The sequence below is a fragment of the Anaerotignum sp. genome, assembly GCF_040307045.1.
Lineage (GTDB): Bacteria > Bacillota > Clostridia > Lachnospirales > Anaerotignaceae > Chakrabartyella.
This window is the reverse complement of sequence record NZ_JAWRKF010000015.1, coordinates 201,914-220,692: the sequence shown is the minus strand read 5'-3', so window position 1 is coordinate 220,692 and position 18,779 is coordinate 201,914. Positions and strand designations below refer to the sequence as shown.

Here is an 18,779-nt window from a genome sequence, read left to right as displayed (position 1 = left end):
GGAGGGTTTGATATGTTAGACTTTACAGAGCTGACTCTAAACACAGTGGAACCAGTTTATATACAAATAAATCGATTTGTAAAACGTCAAATTTTTTTTGGAAAGGCAAAAAAAGGGGATCCATTACCATCAAGAAGGGAGTTGGCGACACAACTAAAGATTAATCCCAACACGGCTCAAAAGGCCTTCAAGGCTATGGAAGAGGCAGGTTTGGTGTTAACGCCCAAAAACACTGTGAGCATTTTGTATTTTGATGAGGAAATGTTGATCGAGATTCAGCGTCAAATGACAGCAGATATTGTGGCAGAGTTTGTAAAAAGGGCAAAAGAAAATAAACTATCCCTTGAGGAGGTAATGGAATTGCTTCAAATGGAGTGGGAAATGGGGGCGAAAGAATGAAAAATATGTTAAAGCTTTGTAATTATTTGTTTGCTTGGTTTTTTCGTAAATATGAGCGATATATTTTAGCAATTTCATTGGTAATTGCAATTATATTGCTTTTGGTTGGGGACTTGAATAATAGAGATATGTACAATCATATTGCCATTGAATTTCGTACATATGATTTAGTTGTGGACTATAGTGGTGCTGGATTTGTATTTTTACTTGGTTTGATTATACTTTTTGCCTCACTCTTTATTCAAATAAACAGTTTTTATACCAATGGGAAAGGGATGTATTCTTTATTGACCTTGCCTATGAAGCGAAGTGAGGTTTTTATGGCGTTCTTTTTGTTGGCTATAACCTCTATTATGCTTTATTTTTTAGCGTGGTTCATTGTCATGGTACTGCTTTATTTTCCTATAACAAATATGTATGAAAAAGCAGCCTCTGAGGCGGTATTATATATTTCCGAACAAGTGACTCTAAGAAAGTTAGATGCAAGGATTACCAATGGGTTCTTTCTAGCATTCCAGAGGAGTGTTTTTTTGTCAACGTGTTTTCCAACATCTTGGATACAGTGCTTAGCATTATGGTCAGGGATGTTTTTATCCGCTGTTGCCATTGTGTTTGCAGGGCTTTATAATGAGTTTATTTTTACTCGGATAGGGTTGCTTATCGTTGGTCTTGGAGGCTTTATTGTTTCGATTTACCAGGCTTGGGTTTTGTTTGATGGTTTTTTCTTTTATTCTGGGAAAAAACTGCTACCTACGAGTAAATTTATTTCCGTTGGTGCCGTGTTCACTGGGGTAGCTTTGATTTGTGCTGCTTTATACAAATTGAAGCGTAGAAAAGAAATTTAGGGAGGGATGGTTATGAGAAATAGAGTTATTTGGGTAATGGTCATATCTATCCTCATTTTCTCGGTTTTTATTGGCGGAATGACCAAGCTTAGAGATAAGGGTATCTTTTATCTAGAAGATATAGAAGGCCAAAGAGAATACTTAAGTCTTTTCCCCTTAGAGGGGATAACGGGAGATGGAACACACGCGTTTACCTTTCGCATAGAGGATGGGGATCTTTCTACAAGATTTTATTCCATGGGGTCAGAGCAAGTGCGCAACTTATTTTTTGCAGAGCGGGCAGGTATAAAGGGATTTCAAAAGTATCATTATGACTATTATAATTCAATGTTTCAAAATGATATGAATTCTTATGCAGACTCGGCACCTTCTCATGGTGCCTCTATTCAAAAAAAAGAGGGAATCCACGAGGAAATGATTGAAAAAGGGTATTTTGCTTATGATGAATTTACCGCAGGCGAAACCATTGTTGCAGACAAAATAGATGTTTACTTAAACTTTTGGGGGTTAGAAGGTGTCGGTGAAGCAAGGTTACGTACAGGTATGACCATACAAGACAAAGATTACTACTATACTAGAGGATATAGAGGAAACACCGAAAATTACGCCGGATACGCGTCTTTTGATGATTTAGGTATGCAATCGTACTGTGTTAGACAGGGGGATGCATATTATATTTTAGTGGGATCCAAAAGCAATTGTGTAGGGGAAACATCCCTTTATCGTATAAAGGAGGATGGGCTTAAGGCTCCAGAGGCTCAATATGTGGATCCTGGCATTTACAATACTGCGGAGTATGGAGATGCACAGGTTCTTTGTTCTTTTCCCATAGATCCATCCAACCAGGTACTTGGGATGTTTGGGGTAGGTGATAATTCGCTTGGTATATTTAGAGTGGAGAATGAAAACTTATTGTTCGAAATCTATGATCTTGAGGGTAACCGAAAGGCACAAGATTTGCTTTCGCGTGAGCAGAGCCGAAAAATAGATCAGACAGAGGCAGAGGTTACCGTATGGGATGATGGGACTGTGTCCATTTATTTTAAAATGTATGATGTAGTTGAGAAAGAAAAAAATTCACAGGTTTGGGAATGCTTGATAGATGGCATTTATCAGGTAGATGAAAAAGGATTAAAAAGATTTAAGTGCTACGGTGAAAATGGAGGGAAATTACTTTCTGCTTGCAGAAATAATTTGGTTTTGGATGTGTATATGGATTTTGAGGAGGAAACAAAGATTCCATATAACTATAATTATGATGTTTATATTTGCATTACCAATGGCGACACTGGCGGTGTTTTATACCAGGGAGTATTCCGAACAGATTATTCGGAGGATAGTTTAAAGAACTTGTCTGGGTATAACATTGCGAAAAATGCTGTCTATTTGGAAGAAGCCATGAAGACCCAATATATAGATGGTATCATAGGGCAAAGGAAACGTCTGATTTCTGATGTTGTGCCTATAAATGGAAGGGGGCAAAGTATATGGTGGAGATAAATAACTTATATTTTACCTATCCAAATTATTCAACGGTTTTGGAGAAGATATCCTTTTCTGTACCCACAGGGCAGATTGTAGCAGTGTTGGGAGAAAATGGTGCAGGAAAAACCACTCTTTTAAAGCTCATTGCAGGTTTATTGGTCCCTGACGGGGATGTACACGTCCTGATTGACGGAAAAATACCCCAACAAGCCTCAGGACAAATTGCTTACATTAGTGAAGCAGGAACATATTTTAACGACTTGACACCAAAGACCTATGGTGATTTTTTGCAGGACTTTTTTCCAACGTTTGATCGACAATATTATGATATGCTGTTAGATTTCTTTCAGCTAGAGATGCGTCCTATTAAAAAAATGTCTAAGGGTCAAAAAGCAAAAGTAGAGATCGCAGCAGGAATGGCAAAGCGCACGCCATATATCATTATGGACGAACCTTTTGTTGGGAAAGATATGTTTACACGTCAAGATTTTATGCAGGCCTTGGCAGGAACACTTAGCGGCGATGAAACTATCTTTATAACGACCCATGAAATTGGAGAAATTGAAAATTTTGTGGATCGTGTAATCATTTTGAAAGGTAATAAAATTGCTGTCGATATTATGTTGGATGAGTTGAGAAGAGAAAGTAAGACCATTCAAGAATTAATGAAGGAGACCATAGGTTATCAGGAAAATAGTTTTTATTCCCTGTTAGATAAGATGGAATAGTGATGGATGGTTAAGTCCCGGTATACATTATGATGTTAAAAAAATGAATGTATATTGGGACTATTTTTTGTGGGGAGGGTTTTTCTGGAGAAAGTTATAACTGGTTTAAGTTAAGACGAATATTAAGTCCTATTTGATTGTAATAATGCCAAGTGGTTTTTTTGTATGAATATAGATTAAGGCTTAATTTGCCGTAAAATCAGTATAATTGACATCAGGAGGGGGCTGTGCTATACTTTCACGAGAATTATAAGTTAGCCTTAATTAATTAGGTGAATAGAGGGATGAAAATGATGTTAAGTGAGTTGCCAATTGGCAAAGAAGCGACAATTACTGAAGTTGGCGGCGAGGGTGTATTGCGCTGCCGACTTTTAGATATGGGATTAATCCCTAAAACGAAAATAATAGTAACAAAGGTTGCACCTATGGGCGACCCTATAGAGTTGCGTGTGAGAGGGTATACGCTTACCATTCGTATTGAAGATGCCCAAAAAATCCAAGTGGTTGAGGGGGCTAAAAAATGATATTTGCTTTAGCCGGAAATCAGAACTGCGGTAAAACCACTTTGTTTAACCAATTGACAGGTTCTAATCAGCATGTGGGAAACTTCCCTGGTGTAACCGTGGATCAGAAAGTTGGAGAAATTAGGGGTCATAGGGACTGCAAGGTAGTAGACCTACCGGGTATTTACTCCATTCGTCCTTATACAAATGAAGAAATTGTTACACGAGATTTTATTTTAAATGAAAAACCAGACGGCATTATTAACATTGTTGATGCAACGAATATTGAAAGAAATCTTTATTTAACCCTTCAGTTGATGGAGATGAGAATTCCTATGGTGTTGGCCCTCAATATGATGGATGAGGTGCGTAATAACGGCGGGACTATAAATGTGGAAAAGATGTCAGAACAATTAGGCATTCCCGTTGTTCCCATTAGTGCCGTAAAAAATGAGGGTATAGAAGAATTACTAAATTGCGCATTGAAAGAAATAAGGCAAAAGAAGTTACCTGAGAGAATGGATTTTTGCCCGCAGGGGCCTGTCCATCGTTGCATTCATTCCGTATGCCATCAGTTGGAGGATCATGCGGAAAACGCAGGCCTTCCGTTACGCTTTAGCGCAACAAAAGTGATTGAAAATGATGCCGATATCATCCAAAGGCTAAATTTAAGTCAAAATGAATTGGAACTCATTGAACATAGCATTATTGAAATGGAGACAGAACTTTCAATGGATCGTAACGCCGCCCTTGCAGATATGCGCTATGATTTTATTGAAAAAGTATGTGACTCAACGGTGATCAAATGCCAGGAGAGTAAAGAACATATTCGAAGCGTTCGAATCGATAGCTTATTAACCCATAAATACTTGGCAATTCCCATTTTCATTGGAATTATGTTTACAATTTTCTTCTTAACCTTTAATGTGTTTGGGGCAGTTTTAAGCGATGGTTTGTCTGTTTTAATCGATGGCGCTACGGCCTGGGTGGATGGAGCCTTGGCTGCCTATGGGATTAACCCCGTTGTACATAGCCTAGTAATTGATGGTATCTTTGCGGGCGTAGGCAGTGTTTTAAGTTTTTTGCCTATTATCGTTGTTTTATTTTTTTTCCTGTCTATTTTGGAGGATACGGGATATATGGCACGTATCGCCTTTGTGATGGATAAACTCCTAAGAAAAATTGGACTTTCTGGACGAAGCATTGTCCCATTACTAATGGGTTTTGGCTGTACGGTACCTGCTGTTATGGCAACCAGAACTCTTTCTTCCCAAAGGGATAGGAAGATGACCATCATGCTAACACCTTTCATGAGTTGCTCTGCCAAAATACCAATTTATGCGGTTTTTACAGCAGCTTTTTTTCCTAAGTACGCTGCATTCGTAATGATTGGATTGTATGTGACTGGGATTGTAGTTGGTATCTTGGTAGCTTTGTTATTTGGAAAAACAGTTTTTGAGGGGAAGCCCATTCCTTTTGTAATGGAACTGCCGAATTATCGGTTCCCTTCCCTCAAAAGTGTACTCCTTCTGATGTGGGATAAAGCAAAGGACTTTTTGCAAAAGGCATTTACTGTGATTTTTGTAGCCACGATTATTATTTGGTTCTTGCAAAGTTTTGATAGCCATTTGAATATAGTTACTGATAGCGCTGACAGTTTGCTTGCTATAATTGGTCAGGTTTTAGCACCTTTGTTTGTTCCTTTGGGCTTCACTGATTGGAGAGTTCCTACTGCTCTTATTACAGGGTTCACAGCAAAAGAAGCCGTAATTAGCACCATGAGCGTTTTGTTGGGAACAACGGTGGCACAGCTCAATGGTGCCCTATCAACCTTGTTCACCCCAATGTCTGCCATCAGCTTTTTGGTATTCACATTGTTATATACACCCTGTGTTGCTGCCGTTGCAGCAGTGAAAAGGGAGCTAAATTCAGGGGTATTGGCAGCAGGAATCGCGTTTCTACAATGTGTGGTTGCTTGGATTGTAGCTTTTGGCGTATACCAATTACTGCATTTATTTGTATAAGGGGCTGTAACTATGAATTTTGCAGATTTTATTATTTTAGGATGTATAGCATTGGGTCTGATTTTAGCCATTCGTCAAATGAAGAAGAAGGGCGGCTGTTGTGGTTGTTCTGGGAATTGCGCCCACTGCAAAAAGGATAAAAAAAAGTGAACCCAAGAGGGTTCACTTTTTGCTTTTTGTTTCAATTAGTATGTAAATAACTGTGTCCATGCTGTGCCGTCAACGCCAACACCGATGGATTTGAAATTGGAGTTTAAAATATTTTTTCTGTGTCCTTCAGAGTTCATCCAAGCGTTTACTACCTGCTCGGGAGTTTTTTGACCAAGGGCAATATTTTCCCCAGCACCTCTGTAAGATGCACCTGCTTCGTCAAGGGCTGTAAAACAGCTTCTGCCATCAGGTCTTGTGTGAGAGAAACTGGTCTGAATTTCTTTTGCTCTAATCTGGGCAGCTTTCATTACGTCTGCATCCACTGCCAATGGGCTAATTCCCTGTTTTGCTCTTTCTTCATTTACTAAGTCAACCACTTTCTGCGCATAAGCAGAGATGGAAGCAGAAGTATCTTCGGAGGTATTACCGTTGTTACCGGAACCTGCGTTACCGGAACCTGCATTGCCGGAGCCTGTGTTACCGGAACCTGCGTTACCGGAACCGTTATCGCAAGAACCGTTATCGCAAGAACCGTTATCACAAGAACCGTTATCACAAGAACCGCCATTTAAATTGCAATTAAAATTTGGAATTGTAATGGAGGGTTTTACACTGGAGCCGTTAAGACCCTTTAAAATGCTGTTGATATCCAGTGAATTTACGCAACTCTTACTTGTGCTACCATTGCTACTGCAATTTGCTGTGATGCAGTTTTTCACTGCGGTAACGTTTTTACACTGCAAGGATGCTGTATTTCCACTTAGAGGCATAGCCATCGCCTGCACAGACATAGACAATACTGCAACGGAAACTGCTGAGATTAATCGGAATTTTTTCATTTTAGTTCCTCCTTTAAATTTAAGTTAAAACAATTACAGAAATATTTCTTTTATGTTATGTAATTGTTACAAAAATGTTACATAAACATCTTACCATATTCTTCTGCGGAATAAAAGAGGTAACATATTCCAATTATCTAATGAGAATCTTATAAAAAAGGTACTCTTTAGCAGATATTATACTTTGATAGTAAATTAGTTGGATGAACTGGAGGGGAAATAGGGTCTTAACACTCCGGCAACTGCACTAATGGGCATGGTTTGAAGCCAAACATGACCAGGTCCTGTGATAACTGTATTAAAAAGTCCTTCGCCACCAAACAGCATATTTTTGATACCAGGGACCATTTGGATGTCCATCTGACAGGTGGTGCTCATGGCGGCCAAGTAACCGCTGTCGATGACAATTTGTTGTCCAACTTGCAGATCATATTCAACGGTGTGGCCATCAAATTCTGCAAAGAAGATGCCGTTTCCAGATACCTTTTGTAGGATAAAACCTTCCCCACCAAAGAGTCCAGAGCCAATTTTTTTATGAAAATGAACAGAAAGCTGTACACTTGATTCACCTGCAAGAAAAGCACTTTTTTGCAAGATGTATTCTTTGTTTGGACCTACTTCAAAGGCCTTGATGCTTCCTGGAAAACTGGAGGCAAAGGCAATTACCCCTGGACCCTGACTTGCAGTGTATTTATTCTGGAAAAAAGACTCCCCAGAAAACATTCGACCAAAAGCTTTACCGATTCCCCCATTTGTGTTCGTATCCATCAGCATATTTGGAGACATCCACGCCATAGAACCTTTTTCTGTAATCATTGTTTCATTTGCATCTAGCTTGCAGATAACAACGGGTAAGGTTTCGCCCAAAATTTCATATTTCATGTAAAATCCTCCTTAAATAAAAAACTGTTATGAGTAGAATACTTTACTTGCCCCTTGTATCGTTTTTATATACTATAAATAAATAACATTTTAAAGGCAAATAAATGACAATTTTAGGGTTTAATTATAGCATATAACAATGTAAGGTTAGGTAAAATTGATATAAATGTTTTAGCTCAATAGCTTTATCATGATTAAGGGGTGTTGCTTGTTGTCGAATGCACAATATTTTTTTAAATTATTATTGACAACCTTTAAAATTTAGTATATTATATCTATGCAATTAGATATGCGCGAGTGGCTCAGTGGTAGAGCATCGCCTTGCCAAGGCGAGGGTCGCGAGTTCGAATCTCGTCTCGCGCTTTAAAATCGATTTTGATTATTCAAAATCGATTTTTTTATTGCATAAATTTTTTGAATGTTTAGGAGCTAGAATCAATAAGAAAAGAGATGATCTTAACAGAATTTTATTTTTACATACTAAATATCTATGATTTTATAAAAAATTATGATAGGGTAAAGGGACAGAATTAAAGGATAATTATTGTGATTTCCATGGAAGTTTTGTATGCCAAATACTTATGAAGGGGCAGAAGGGAGTTATTATGGAAAAGAGAAAGCTAAATAATATAGGAGTAGAGACTTCATTATTGGGGTTTGGATGTATGCGTTTTCCGGTAACAGAAAATGGTATGATTGATGCGATGCAATCTCAGGCAATGATAGATTATGCTCTAGCTAAAGGTGTCAATTATATTGATACGGCTTATTTTTATCATGAGGGCGAAAGCGAAACTTTTCTGGGTAAGGCACTTAAAAAGCATGACAGACAATCTTATTTCTTGGCAACAAAATTACCCGTTTGGATTTTAAAAAATAGACAAGAAACGCGAAAAGTGGTTGAAGAGCAATTGCAACGCTTGAATACAGAATATATAGACTTTTATCTACTGCACACATTGGATCGAAAAAAATGGGATGTGGTATTGAAATATGACATTTTATCCATTTTAGAAGAATTGCGTGAAGAAGGGAAGATACGGTATATTGGCTTCTCTTTTCACGATGAATACGACGTTTTTGAGAAAATTATTGGGTATCGAAATTGGGATTTCTGCCAAATTCAGCTAAATTATATGGATATAGAGGAACAAGCGGGGTTAAAGGGTTATTATCTTGCAGAAAATTTGGGTATACCTGTTATTGTGATGGAGCCGGTTAGGGGAGGTGCGTTGGCTAGCTTCTCTGAGGAGATGAATGCCAAATTTAAGGCCCTTGATGATTTGGCGTCTATCCCATCTTATGCACTGCGGCATGTTGGGGGATTGCCAAATGTAAAGGTGGTTTTGAGTGGTATGAGCTCTATGGATCAGGTTCGAGATAACATAAAAACTTTCGCCTCATTTGCGCCGTTAACTAAAAGTGAAAAACAAGTTATTCAAGAAATTAGGGAGATTTTGCAAGGAAGGGTACAAAATAGATGTACAGGATGTGGCTATTGTATGCCCTGCCCTCAGGGGGTAAATATACCAGAAAACTTTAAGATTTGGAACAAATATCATATGTACCAAAAATTTGAGGCTATTCGATTTAGTTGGGCCGGAGTTGGAAAAAGAGCCAAGGCGAATCATTGTATACAGTGCAAATTATGTGAAGAAAAATGCCCCCAAAAGATAAAAATATCTGAGGATATGCCCCGAGTGTGGACAGATATCAATGAGAAAAGGTGGAAGTGAGAATAATGGTGACGTTACAAATGGAACAGGCCAAAGCTGCATTGGCTGAAGATCAAGTAACCTTTGCTGTGGTTTCAGCACAAGGAGAAATACGTACCTCAACAAGAAAAGGAATTACACCCATTATGGAATTGCTGAAAGTGGAACCGAAATTTTTAGAAGGGGCCTCTGTGGCAGATAAAGTGATTGGAAAGGCTGCAGCATTGTTGTTGATAAAAGGGAAAATTAACAATTTGTATGCTCACATTATTAGTAGCCATGGAGTTGAGGTGTTGAAAAAGTATGGAATACCATTTCAATATGATAAAATGGTACCATTTATTATCAATCGTGCAAAGGATGGAATGTGCCCCATGGAGGCAACCGTTTTAGAGGAAGTAGATGCCGAAATTGCCTTTATACAATTGCAAGATAAATTAGTGCAATTAGCAGGGAGAAATGAAAATGCAGGGGTGTAGCCACATTCAATGCAAAACAGCTTGCACGTTGGTAAAGGGAGGCTTCCCTTATCATTGGGACTTAAATGTTTATAGAGGATGCAGCCATGATTGTAAATACTGCTATGCTCGTTACTCCCACAACTATCTGCAGGAAAAGGGTAGCTTTAACCAAAAAATTTTTGTGAAATCTAATATAGCGGAGGCATTGGAAAAACAACTTCGAAGCCCCAAGTGGGATAGAAGTGTAATAAATTTAGGCGGGGTTACAGATAATTACCAAAGTGCGGAATCAGTAGAGAAACAAATGCCGGAAATACTTCGTCTAATGATTCAATATAACAATCCTATTATCATTTCGACCAAATCTGACTTAATCTTACGAGATTTTGATTTGATTGATGCATTATCAAGAAAAACATATGTGAATATTGCATCAACAATTACAACAGCAGATGAGTACTTGCAAAGAAAAGTAGAACCGGGTGCAGTAAGCCCGGAACGTCGTTTTTTTATGCTCAAGGAGTTTGGAAAAACCAAGGCCTCTACGGCGGTGCATATGATGCCGTTAATGCCTTATTTAACGGATGGGGAAGAAAATATAGAGCGAGTGTTTGCTCAGGCAAAGGAATCAGGGGTTCATTATTTGTTGGCTGGGTTTTTATACTTAAGAGGAGAAACAAAGCAGGTTTTTTATAATTTTTTAAAAAAAGAATATCCACATTTGTCTATAGAATATAATAGGCTTTATCAAAAGGGTGAAGTTAATGATTATCGTAAGGTTGTTTTTCAAAGACTAAGTAAAGCAAGACGAAAGTATAAAATTTCCGCTGACTACAAAAGCAGACTGGATAAAGAGGTTTTTGGAAAAAATGAACCTATTCAGCTTACTCTTTTTGATACATAAGAAAGGGGGAATTCTATGATTATCGGTACTTGTGAAGTTACGTTTTATGCAGATTGGGTTTCATCACTAAAAGAAAAACGTATGGTAGTGAAAAGCCTTGTTGATAAAACCAAACACAAATTTAATGTCTCTGTGGCCGAAGTAGATTGTCAAGACGAACATAAAACGATTGTCATTGGTTTTGCTTGTGTTACCAATGAAAAACGGCATGCTGACAGTATGATACAGCATATCCTACGGTTTATGGAACAAAACACGGAAGCAGAAATGATTTCCACGGAAATTGATGTGTTTTAGGGAGGATTTTTGGCTGAAACAGTGGTTTTTTTTACATTTAACAGTAGATTTTCAAAATACCGTGTGTTATAATAACCTTTGATTGTGCGGTTTTAAAACTGACATTTGAGTGGCGACAGTTTAACTTAAGATAAGCTTGGTTGTCATAGAAACATATTTTAAGGAGGAGCTTCAAACATGAACGCAACATTGTTGAGCAAGGAAAAAACAGAAGTAAAGTTTTCTTTTGAAGTTAGTGCAGAAGTATTGGAAAAAGGTATGGCTTTTGCTTATAACAAGCATAAAAATCAGATTTCTATCCCTGGTTTTAGAAAGGGTAAAGTACCCAGAAAGTTGATCGAGGCACAGTATGGTGAAAGCTTCTTCTATGAAGATGCAGTAAACCACATTTTCCCCGAAGAATATATGGCAGCTGTTAAGGAATTAGGCTTGGATGTAGTTTCCACACCCACATTGGATGTGGATTTTATCGAAACAGGCAAAGGTGCGAAGTTCCTTATTGATGTAACTGTGAAACCAGAAGTTAAATTAGGACAGTACAAAGGCCTTTCCGTTGAAAAGGTAGTATCTGAAGTAACTGAAGAAGAAGTGTTGGCTGAGTTGCAAAAGGTTCAGACAAAGAACGCTAGAACAGTAGAAGTTACAGACAGAGCAGCAGAAATGGGCGATGTAGTAAAAATGAGCTACGAAGGTTCTGTTGACGGCGTTCCTTTTGAAGGCGGCAAGGCTGATGAGCACGAATTAGAATTGGGCAGTGGTATGTTCATTCCTGGTTTTGAAGAGCAGGTTGTAGGCCATACATTGGGAGAAAAATTTGATATTAACGTCAAATTCCCCGAACAGTACCATTCTGAAGAATTGGCTGGCAAGGATGCAGTTTTTGCAATTGAAATTAAGGGGATTACAAAGAAAGAATTGCCTGAGTTGGATGATGCATTTGCAGAAGATGTTTCTGAATTTTCCACTTTGGATGAATATAAAGCTAGCATTCTGGAAAAGCTTGCAAAGGAGAAAGCAGAAAAAGCAAGTCAGATTCAGGGCGATAAACTTTTGGATGTAGCAGTTGCAAACTGTGAAATGGAAGTTCCTCAGGTTATGTATGACAATAAAATTGACAGCATGATGAGAGAGTTTGAAGAAAACATCACTCGTCAAGGCTTAAGCTTAGATATTTATTGCCAGTACATGGGTACAACACCAGAAGAAATGAGAGAAAACTTCAAGGACACTAGCGTAAAAAGTGTTGACGCCAGATTAATGCTTGAAGCAATTGCAAAAGAAGAAAGCTTAACTATTTCTCAGGAAGATCTGGAAGCTGAAATCTGCAAATATGGCGAAAGCTATGGTATCGATGGAAAAACTATGCTGGAAATGTTCAGAGAAGAAGACAAAGAGGCACTGGAAAATGATATGCTTGTTAGAGCAGCGATGAAGCTGATTGAAGAAACAGCTGAATTAACAGAGCCTAAGGCTGAATAAGACCAACCAATTAGGCACAGGATTCCTGTGCCTAATTTTAACTTTATAGAGTTAAGGTGTTTCAAGTAATTAAAATAAATTGGAATGGAGGGAGTTCATATGAGTTTAGTGCCTATGGTAGTAGAACAAACAAACCGTGGAGAACGTTCTTATGATATTTATTCCAGACTGTTAAAAGACAGAATTATTTTTCTGGGCGAAGAAGTAAATGACGTTACTGCCAGCCTTGTCGTAGCTCAGCTGTTATTTTTAGCAGCGGAAGACCCTGATAAAGACATTAGCCTTTATATCAACAGCCCCGGTGGCTCTGTAACTGCAGGGCTAGCTATTTATGATACAATGCAATACATCAAACCTGATGTATCAACTATTTGTATTGGTATGGCGGCAAGTATGGGGGCTTTTCTTTTAGCCGGTGGTGCAAAGGGTAAAAGATATGCACTACCCAATGCAGAGGTTATGATTCACCAGCCTAGTGGTGGTGCAAGAGGGCAGGCAACGGATATCCATATTCACGCCGAAAATATCCTGCGGACAAAAAGAAAATTAAATGAAATTTTAGCAGCAAACACGGGTAAATCAGTAGATGTAATCGAAATGGATACCGAGAGAGATAATTTTATGACGGCTGAGGAAGCGAAGGCCTATGGCCTTATTGATGATGTAATCACCAAACCTCAGACAAAGGAGAGAGGCTAAATATGGCAGGAAAAACAGAAGATATGAACAAATTGCGTTGTTCCTTCTGCGGGAAGGCTCAGGAACAGGTGAAAAAACTGATTGCTGGGCCGAATGTATACATTTGTGATGAATGTATCGATCTTTGTGCCGATATTATGGATGAAGAGTATGATGTTTTAGCAAATAAAGAAGAAGATTTTAATGTTCCCAAGCCCATAGAAATCAAGGAAACCCTTGATCAATATGTAATTGGTCAGGATAAGGCGAAGCAGGCACTGGCTGTAGCGGTTTATAACCACTATAAGCGTATTTTCATGGATGCCAAGGCGGATGATGTGGAACTGCAAAAAAGCAATATTCTTTTAGTGGGACCTACGGGTACCGGGAAAACTTTACTTGCACAGACTTTGGCTAAAGTTTTAAATGTTCCTTTTGCCATTGCAGATGCAACCTCTTTAACGGAAGCAGGCTATGTTGGCGAGGATGTGGAAAATATCCTTCTGAAGTTGATTCAGGCAGCTGATTATGACATTGAACGTGCAGAAAGAGGTATTATCTACATTGACGAAATTGATAAAATTACCAAAAAGTCTGAAAATGTATCAATAACCAGGGATGTAAGCGGTGAAGGCGTTCAGCAGGCATTGCTAAAAATTTTGGAAGGTACAACAGCAAGTGTGCCACCGCAGGGTGGTAGAAAGCATCCTCATCAGGAATTTATTCAGATCGATACAACAAATATTTTGTTTATTTGTGGTGGTGCTTTTGGTGGTATAGAAAAAATCATCGAAAACCGTATGGGTCACAAAGTAATCGGCTTTGGCGCTGAGGTGCATAGCAAGCTGGACAAGACAAATGACGAGATTCTACGTTCGTTAATGCCTCAGGACTTGTTGAAGTATGGGTTGATACCAGAATTTATTGGACGTTTACCTGTTGTGGTAACGTTGGATAATCTGGATGAAGATGCGTTTATCCATATTTTAACAGAACCTAAAAATGCATTAACAAAGCAGTATGAGTATTTGTTTGCATTGGACGATGTAATCTTAGAATTTGAACAAGATGCACTTCTTTCTATCGCAAAAAAAGCAATGGAAAGAGCAACGGGAGCCAGAGGACTGCGAGCAATCATGGAAGAATTCATTAATCCAATTATGTACCAGATTCCAGCAGAAGCAACGGTAGAAAAATGTATCATCACCCAGGGCGTTGTAGATGGTAAGGAAGAACCTACCTATGTTTACAACGAGAATAGACAACCTTTACAGCGTATGCGTAAGCGCAAACCAACAAGAAAGGTGAATGCTTCCTAAAGAATTGGGAATTGCAGTCATATAAAAAGGAAATCGAACCTCTATGATTATTTTTCATAGAGGTTTTCTTATTGATAAAGCGGTTTTTTTCTTATTTTTAGCAAAAATGTTTATCCAAAAAACGTTTTTAAGTTGAAATTGTGGGGAATTGGTAAAGTATTTTTTATGCATAACTACATAGAACATGAAGGATTTGTTTTTTTTCTGCGGAATAATGTGCATAAAAGATGGAATGAATAGCAATTATCACAAAAACATAAAATAACGGAAAAATATTATGAAATAGGTTGACGTTGTGAAAAATGAGACATATAATTAATTTGTATTTGAGAGATAGACAAAAATAAACATATGTCCATATATTAAAGACGCAGGAGTGAGCATATTATGTTATCTTTAGAAATGATCCAAGATGCAAAAAAGGTTTTAGAGGGCGTAGCAACGGTTACACCTTTGTTTCAGTCAAAATTCATTAATCCAGATGCTGATGTTTACATTAAGTGTGAAAATATGCAGGTAACAGGTTCCTTCAAATTAAGAGGTGCCTATTATAAAACCGTTAACTTAACACAGGAAGAAGCGAAACATGGTGTTGTGGCCTGTTCTGCTGGTAACCATGCTCAGGGCGTTGCTTTAGCAGCACAGAAAGAGGGAATTCCTGCTGTTATTTGTATGCCTGCTGGAGCACCATTGGCAAAAGTGGAAGCAACGAGAAGCTACGGAGCAGAAGTGGTTTTGGTTCCAGGAGTTTATGATGATGCGGCCGCAAAAGCGGCAGAATTAAGAGATGAAAAAGGATATACCTTTTTACACCCTTTCAATGATGACTATGTAATGGCAGGGCAAGGAACGGTCGGTCTTGAGATTTTGGAGCGTTTGGAAGATGCAGAAGTTGTTTTAGTTCCTATCGGTGGCGGCGGATTAATTAGCGGTGTTGCTTGTGCGATTAAGTCTTTGAAGCCAAGCTGCAAAGTCTACGGTGTGCAGGCTGCAGGTGCTCCATCCATGTATAACTCCATTCGTGGTGGCAAAATTGAGACACTGCCAGAAGTTAGCACTGTTGCTGATGGTATCGCTGTAAAGCAGCCAGGTGATAAGACTTTTGAAATGTGCCAGAAGTATGTGGATGGCATTGTTACGGTTACGGAGGAAGAAATTGCCTCTGCCATTCTTCTACTTTTGGAAAAACACAAAATGGTTGCAGAAGGCGCAGGTGCTGTTTCTGTTGCGGCTGCAATGCATAATAAGGCTGACATTAAAGGCAAGAAGACTGTTTGCGTTATTTCCGGTGGCAATGTGGATATCAATATTTTAGACCGTATTATTGATAAAGGCTTGCAGGTAAATGGACGTTTAACAAAGTTCTCTGTAACAATGATGGATAAACCGGGCCAGCTTACAAGCTTACTTGGGGTTATTGCAGAAGAGGGCGCAAATATCTTTAATGTAAATCATGACCGTATGGTGCGTAATGTGGCCGTTGGTAAATGTGTGGTTGATGTCACTGTGGAAACAAGAAATAAGGAACACTGTGAAGAATTAATCAAAATGCTGAATTCTAAAGGTTATGATGTGAAGTAATAAAAAGAGATATTTCACAGGTATTGAAGAGTTTTTTGCTATTGTCGCTGAGATATGGCTGTCGAAATTCATTTGGTGGCACAAATAAAAAGTAGATACATCTGAATATACCATGTTTGTAATAAGGGGAAAAAGAGATATTTATAATAAACTAGGGTTGTGGAAGATAATATGTTAAGGAAGAATACCTACTATTAATTTCCAGAACAATCTGATAATCTGCCTCTTTGTGGGAAAGAGGAGATTGGTATATCATTAAAATTGACCTAACATTTAAAAACATCCTTCTGTTTGACAAAAGGATGTTTTTTTAGTTGCACAGTTGAGGGTGAACCTCTATACTATAAGTTAACTTGATTATGGAGGGAAGGGAATGGAAGGAAAGAAAAAAACGGGTATTTTGATTACCCTAAGTGGTGGAATCTGTTGGGGGATTTCAGGCTGCTTTGGGCAGTATCTCTTTGTGGAAAAAGGGGTTACAGCAGAGTGGCTTGTTACAATACGACTTATTTATGCTGGGATTTTATTGATTGCAATGGGACTCATATTACAAAAAAATAAAATGTGGAATGTTTTTAAAGACAAGGCGGACCGTAAACAATTGCTAATTTTTTCAATTTTAGGGATGCTATTATGTCAATACACTTATTTTGCGGCAATAGAACATTCCAATGCAGGAACAGCAACGGTTTTGCAATCCTTAAACCCGTTGGTTATTCTGGTGGTGGTTTGTGTAAAAGAAATTCGTCACCCAAGCAAGTTAGAGGTAGGAGCCATTATTTCGGCCCTTTTAGGTACATTTTTACTAAGTACCCATGGAGACATACATAATATGTCTCTAACGGGTATGGCATTGTTTTTAGGGTTAAGTTCAGCAGTATGTGCTGCCCTTTATAACCTTCTTTCCGGTGGGCTAATGAAAAAATACGGTGTATATGTTGTTGTTGGGTTTGGTATGCTCATTGCCGGTATTGTCATGACAGTTCTTGTGCGTCCTTGGGAGTATGAAATTCTTTGGGATAGAGAAACAATTTGGGCTGTTTTAGGTGTTGTTGTAATCGGTACTGCTGTAGCATTCTCTCTATATTTAAAGGGGGTGAGTATGGTGGGGCCATTTATGGGAAGCCTTTTGGGTAGCATTGAGCCGGTAACAGCGATTGTGGTTTCCTTGGTATTCTTAGGTTCGGCATTTCATCCCATTGAGCTGGTTGGATTTATCTTGGTTTTGGGAACAGTTTATGTATTGTCTTTTTACTCTGGTAGAGAAGTGAAGGATAAGGAAGTGAAAAAGGATGAAGCTAAGACCTTATAAGAATGAGGACGCAAAACATATTGTGGGTTGGATCAAGGATGAAACAGCTTATTATCAATGGTGTGCAGGACTTTTTGGTGAGTACCCTCTTTCTGAAAAAAAGATAATTGAATTTTATGAGGCGTTACAAAACAACACTTCCTATTGGGGTATGACTGCTGAGGATGAACTGGGTGTCATGGGTCATATTTCAATGCGCTTTGTGGATGAGAAAAAGAGAGTTGTACGCCTAGGCTTTGTGCTGGTAGATGTTAATAGAAGAGGTCAGGGTCTTGGAAAAGAGTTAGTTTCCTTGGGAATTGCGTATGCGAGGCTGTTTTTGGAGGCAAACCGAGTCACTTTGGGTGTGTTTGAACAGAATGCTGTTGCGAAAAAATGCTATGAGTCTTTGGGATTTGTGCAAGATCAGGAGAGTGTGATAAAATATAAAGTTAAAGAGCAAGAGTGGAACTGCCTGGAAATGGTTTTAAATCCTTGAGAGCTGCTAAAACAGGAAATTCCCCTAATTTTGAAAGGAACCCCTTTGTTAGAAAAAAATCTAACGAAGGGGTATTTTTATTTATTTGGCGTTACATCCAGGTGTGGCAGCGGATGAAGCCGGAGCAGTTGCAGGACGATCAAAATAAGGGCTCTTTTCAGAAACAGAAAGAGGCACACCATAGGCTAAGAATACTTTTTCGGAAAAAAGGCCTAAGGCTAATGCGGCTTTTCCGGCGGAAAACATAATGCGGTTGTCAATATGGTGTGCAGCTGCAACAGAGACAGCAGAACCCATGGCAATGCCTAAGTCACCAACGGCAAAAGCACAATGGGTGCCACTTTTATTAGCTCCAAAGCAATCACCTGCTCCGCAGTAACCACAAAATGGTAGACCGCGGTAAGTTTCCTGTGCACCAAAAAGAACAACACATGCGGACAAGTCAACGTTTTCTGCATCTCTAATATAGAAAGGTTGCCTGGTTTCTTCACCGATTTTTCTCATTTGTGCAGAGAGGGCATCCTTGTCAGCACCATCAATAATAATTGTTTCCATGCTATCTCTGCCACATCCCTTGGGTGCAGTCTTTGCCGCTGCAATCATGAGGGATGCAACTGTTTCGATTGCTCTTAATTGAATCTTTTCTCCACTGTATTTCATCTTAAGTTCCTCCTTAATCCTTTTGTAGACATGAATCCCT

The 18,779-nt window shown here is 38.7% G+C and carries 20 protein-coding genes and 1 tRNA gene; 18 read left to right on the top strand and 3 right to left on the bottom strand.

Going from position 1 to position 18,779, the window contains the following annotated elements; genetic code table 11:
• Positions 1-12 precede the first annotated feature (12 nt).
• The 7 genes from ABVZ64_RS08830 (at position 13) to ABVZ64_RS08800 (ending at position 6,134) form a co-directional block, all read left to right on the top strand.
• Positions 13-399: a GntR family transcriptional regulator gene (locus tag ABVZ64_RS08830; RefSeq protein ID WP_352400644.1), complete on the top strand. Its 387-nt coding sequence runs from the start codon at positions 13-15 to the stop codon at positions 397-399.
• A complete protein-coding gene (locus ABVZ64_RS08825; protein WP_352400643.1) occupies positions 396-1,244 on the top strand; it encodes a hypothetical protein in 849 nt (282 codons plus the stop codon). The genes ABVZ64_RS08830 and ABVZ64_RS08825 overlap by 4 nt, the downstream gene beginning before the upstream one ends.
• A 12-nt stretch (positions 1,245-1,256) precedes the next feature.
• Positions 1,257-2,744, top strand: coding sequence for a hypothetical protein (locus ABVZ64_RS08820; protein WP_352400642.1), 1,488 nt, complete (start codon positions 1,257-1,259; stop codon positions 2,742-2,744).
• Positions 2,732-3,457: an ATP-binding cassette domain-containing protein gene (locus ABVZ64_RS08815; RefSeq protein ID WP_352400641.1), complete on the top strand. Its 726-nt coding sequence runs from the start codon at positions 2,732-2,734 to the stop codon at positions 3,455-3,457. The genes ABVZ64_RS08820 and ABVZ64_RS08815 overlap by 13 nt, the downstream gene beginning before the upstream one ends.
• Before the next feature lie 284 nt (positions 3,458-3,741).
• Entirely contained in the window at positions 3,742-3,981 is a 240-nt protein-coding gene (locus tag ABVZ64_RS08810) for a FeoA family protein (RefSeq protein ID WP_352400640.1), read from the top strand.
• On the top strand, positions 3,978-5,984 hold the full coding sequence (gene feoB, locus ABVZ64_RS08805) for a ferrous iron transport protein B (protein WP_352400639.1): 2,007 nt from the start codon (positions 3,978-3,980) through the stop codon (positions 5,982-5,984). Before ABVZ64_RS08810 ends, feoB begins: the two co-directional genes overlap by 4 nt.
• A 12-nt stretch (positions 5,985-5,996) precedes the next feature.
• Positions 5,997-6,134: a hypothetical protein gene (locus ABVZ64_RS08800; protein ID WP_352400638.1), complete on the top strand. Its 138-nt coding sequence runs from the start codon at positions 5,997-5,999 to the stop codon at positions 6,132-6,134.
• 35 nt (positions 6,135-6,169) lie between these two features.
• On the opposite strand, the gene ABVZ64_RS08795 is transcribed toward ABVZ64_RS08800, so the two are convergent.
• Together ABVZ64_RS08795 and ABVZ64_RS08790 are read right to left on the bottom strand one after the other, a co-directional pair.
• Complete coding sequence (locus ABVZ64_RS08795) at positions 6,170-6,973, bottom strand: CAP domain-containing protein (protein ID WP_352400637.1); 804 nt, start codon at positions 6,971-6,973, stop codon at positions 6,170-6,172.
• 195 nt (positions 6,974-7,168) lie between these two features.
• On the bottom strand, positions 7,169-7,855 hold the full coding sequence (locus tag ABVZ64_RS08790) for a TIGR00266 family protein (RefSeq protein ID WP_352400636.1): 687 nt from the start codon (positions 7,853-7,855) through the stop codon (positions 7,169-7,171).
• Between the two features lie 291 nt (positions 7,856-8,146).
• Between ABVZ64_RS08790 and ABVZ64_RS08785 the strand changes: the two genes are divergently transcribed.
• The 11 genes from ABVZ64_RS08785 to ABVZ64_RS08735 all read left to right on the top strand — a co-directional run bounded on the left by ABVZ64_RS08785 (position 8,147) and on the right by ABVZ64_RS08735 (position 18,079).
• A tRNA-Gly gene (locus ABVZ64_RS08785) sits at positions 8,147-8,218 on the top strand.
• Positions 8,219-8,460: 242 nt separating this feature from the next.
• Complete coding sequence (locus tag ABVZ64_RS08780; protein ID WP_352400635.1) at positions 8,461-9,591, top strand: aldo/keto reductase; 1,131 nt, start codon at positions 8,461-8,463, stop codon at positions 9,589-9,591.
• Between the two features lie 5 nt (positions 9,592-9,596).
• The gene (locus ABVZ64_RS08775; RefSeq protein ID WP_352400634.1) at positions 9,597-10,049 is read left to right on the top strand and encodes a DUF1893 domain-containing protein; all 453 of its coding nucleotides are present in this window, start codon (positions 9,597-9,599) and stop codon (positions 10,047-10,049) included.
• A complete protein-coding gene (locus ABVZ64_RS08770; protein ID WP_352400633.1) occupies positions 10,036-10,935 on the top strand; it encodes an SPL family radical SAM protein in 900 nt (299 codons plus the stop codon). The genes ABVZ64_RS08775 and ABVZ64_RS08770 overlap by 14 nt, the downstream gene beginning before the upstream one ends.
• 15 nt (positions 10,936-10,950) lie before the next feature.
• Complete coding sequence (locus ABVZ64_RS08765) at positions 10,951-11,232, top strand: DUF503 domain-containing protein (protein WP_313529620.1); 282 nt, start codon at positions 10,951-10,953, stop codon at positions 11,230-11,232.
• A 177-nt stretch (positions 11,233-11,409) separates the two neighbouring features.
• Entirely contained in the window at positions 11,410-12,711 is a 1,302-nt protein-coding gene (tig, locus tag ABVZ64_RS08760) for a trigger factor (protein ID WP_352400632.1), read from the top strand.
• 99 nt (positions 12,712-12,810) lie between these two features.
• The gene (gene clpP / locus ABVZ64_RS08755) at positions 12,811-13,410 is read left to right on the top strand and encodes an ATP-dependent Clp endopeptidase proteolytic subunit ClpP (protein WP_352400631.1); all 600 of its coding nucleotides are present in this window, start codon (positions 12,811-12,813) and stop codon (positions 13,408-13,410) included.
• A 2-nt stretch (positions 13,411-13,412) separates the two neighbouring features.
• Entirely contained in the window at positions 13,413-14,708 is a 1,296-nt protein-coding gene (gene clpX / locus ABVZ64_RS08750; protein WP_352400630.1) for an ATP-dependent Clp protease ATP-binding subunit ClpX, read from the top strand.
• A 387-nt stretch (positions 14,709-15,095) separates the two neighbouring features.
• Positions 15,096-16,289: a threonine ammonia-lyase gene (ilvA, locus tag ABVZ64_RS08745; RefSeq protein WP_352400629.1), complete on the top strand. Its 1,194-nt coding sequence runs from the start codon at positions 15,096-15,098 to the stop codon at positions 16,287-16,289.
• A 373-nt stretch (positions 16,290-16,662) separates the two neighbouring features.
• Entirely contained in the window at positions 16,663-17,601 is a 939-nt protein-coding gene (locus ABVZ64_RS08740; protein WP_352400628.1) for an EamA family transporter, read from the top strand.
• Positions 17,582-18,079 carry a GNAT family N-acetyltransferase gene (locus ABVZ64_RS08735; protein ID WP_352400627.1) on the top strand — a complete coding sequence of 166 codons (498 nt, stop codon included), beginning with the start codon at positions 17,582-17,584 and terminating at the stop codon, positions 18,077-18,079. The genes ABVZ64_RS08740 and ABVZ64_RS08735 overlap by 20 nt, the downstream gene beginning before the upstream one ends.
• Positions 18,080-18,160: 81 nt before the next feature.
• On the opposite strand, the gene ABVZ64_RS08730 is transcribed toward ABVZ64_RS08735, so the two are convergent.
• Positions 18,161-18,739: a ferredoxin domain-containing protein gene (locus ABVZ64_RS08730; RefSeq protein ID WP_352400626.1), complete on the bottom strand. Its 579-nt coding sequence runs from the start codon at positions 18,737-18,739 to the stop codon at positions 18,161-18,163.
• Positions 18,740-18,779 lie beyond the last annotated feature (40 nt).

Coding starts and splice junctions, on each gene's coding strand:
- ABVZ64_RS08830 (WP_352400644.1), top strand. CDS start 13: ATGTTAGACTTTACAGAGCTGACTCTAAACACAGTGGAACCAGTTTAT.
- ABVZ64_RS08825 (WP_352400643.1), top strand. CDS start 396: ATGAAAAATATGTTAAAGCTTTGTAATTATTTGTTTGCTTGGTTTTTT.
- ABVZ64_RS08820 (WP_352400642.1), top strand. CDS start 1,257: ATGAGAAATAGAGTTATTTGGGTAATGGTCATATCTATCCTCATTTTC.
- ABVZ64_RS08815 (WP_352400641.1), top strand. CDS start 2,732: ATGGTGGAGATAAATAACTTATATTTTACCTATCCAAATTATTCAACG.
- ABVZ64_RS08810 (WP_352400640.1), top strand. CDS start 3,742: ATGAAAATGATGTTAAGTGAGTTGCCAATTGGCAAAGAAGCGACAATT.
- feoB (WP_352400639.1), top strand. CDS start 3,978: ATGATATTTGCTTTAGCCGGAAATCAGAACTGCGGTAAAACCACTTTG.
- ABVZ64_RS08800 (WP_352400638.1), top strand. CDS start 5,997: ATGAATTTTGCAGATTTTATTATTTTAGGATGTATAGCATTGGGTCTG.
- ABVZ64_RS08795 (WP_352400637.1), bottom strand. CDS start 6,973: ATGAAAAAATTCCGATTAATCTCAGCAGTTTCCGTTGCAGTATTGTCT.
- ABVZ64_RS08790 (WP_352400636.1), bottom strand. CDS start 7,855: ATGAAATATGAAATTTTGGGCGAAACCTTACCCGTTGTTATCTGCAAG.
- ABVZ64_RS08780 (WP_352400635.1), top strand. CDS start 8,461: ATGGAAAAGAGAAAGCTAAATAATATAGGAGTAGAGACTTCATTATTG.
- ABVZ64_RS08775 (WP_352400634.1), top strand. CDS start 9,597: ATGGTGACGTTACAAATGGAACAGGCCAAAGCTGCATTGGCTGAAGAT.
- ABVZ64_RS08770 (WP_352400633.1), top strand. CDS start 10,036: ATGCAGGGGTGTAGCCACATTCAATGCAAAACAGCTTGCACGTTGGTA.
- ABVZ64_RS08765 (WP_313529620.1), top strand. CDS start 10,951: ATGATTATCGGTACTTGTGAAGTTACGTTTTATGCAGATTGGGTTTCA.
- tig (WP_352400632.1), top strand. CDS start 11,410: ATGAACGCAACATTGTTGAGCAAGGAAAAAACAGAAGTAAAGTTTTCT.
- clpP (WP_352400631.1), top strand. CDS start 12,811: ATGAGTTTAGTGCCTATGGTAGTAGAACAAACAAACCGTGGAGAACGT.
- clpX (WP_352400630.1), top strand. CDS start 13,413: ATGGCAGGAAAAACAGAAGATATGAACAAATTGCGTTGTTCCTTCTGC.
- ilvA (WP_352400629.1), top strand. CDS start 15,096: ATGTTATCTTTAGAAATGATCCAAGATGCAAAAAAGGTTTTAGAGGGC.
- ABVZ64_RS08740 (WP_352400628.1), top strand. CDS start 16,663: ATGGAAGGAAAGAAAAAAACGGGTATTTTGATTACCCTAAGTGGTGGA.
- ABVZ64_RS08735 (WP_352400627.1), top strand. CDS start 17,582: ATGAAGCTAAGACCTTATAAGAATGAGGACGCAAAACATATTGTGGGT.
- ABVZ64_RS08730 (WP_352400626.1), bottom strand. CDS start 18,739: ATGAAATACAGTGGAGAAAAGATTCAATTAAGAGCAATCGAAACAGTT.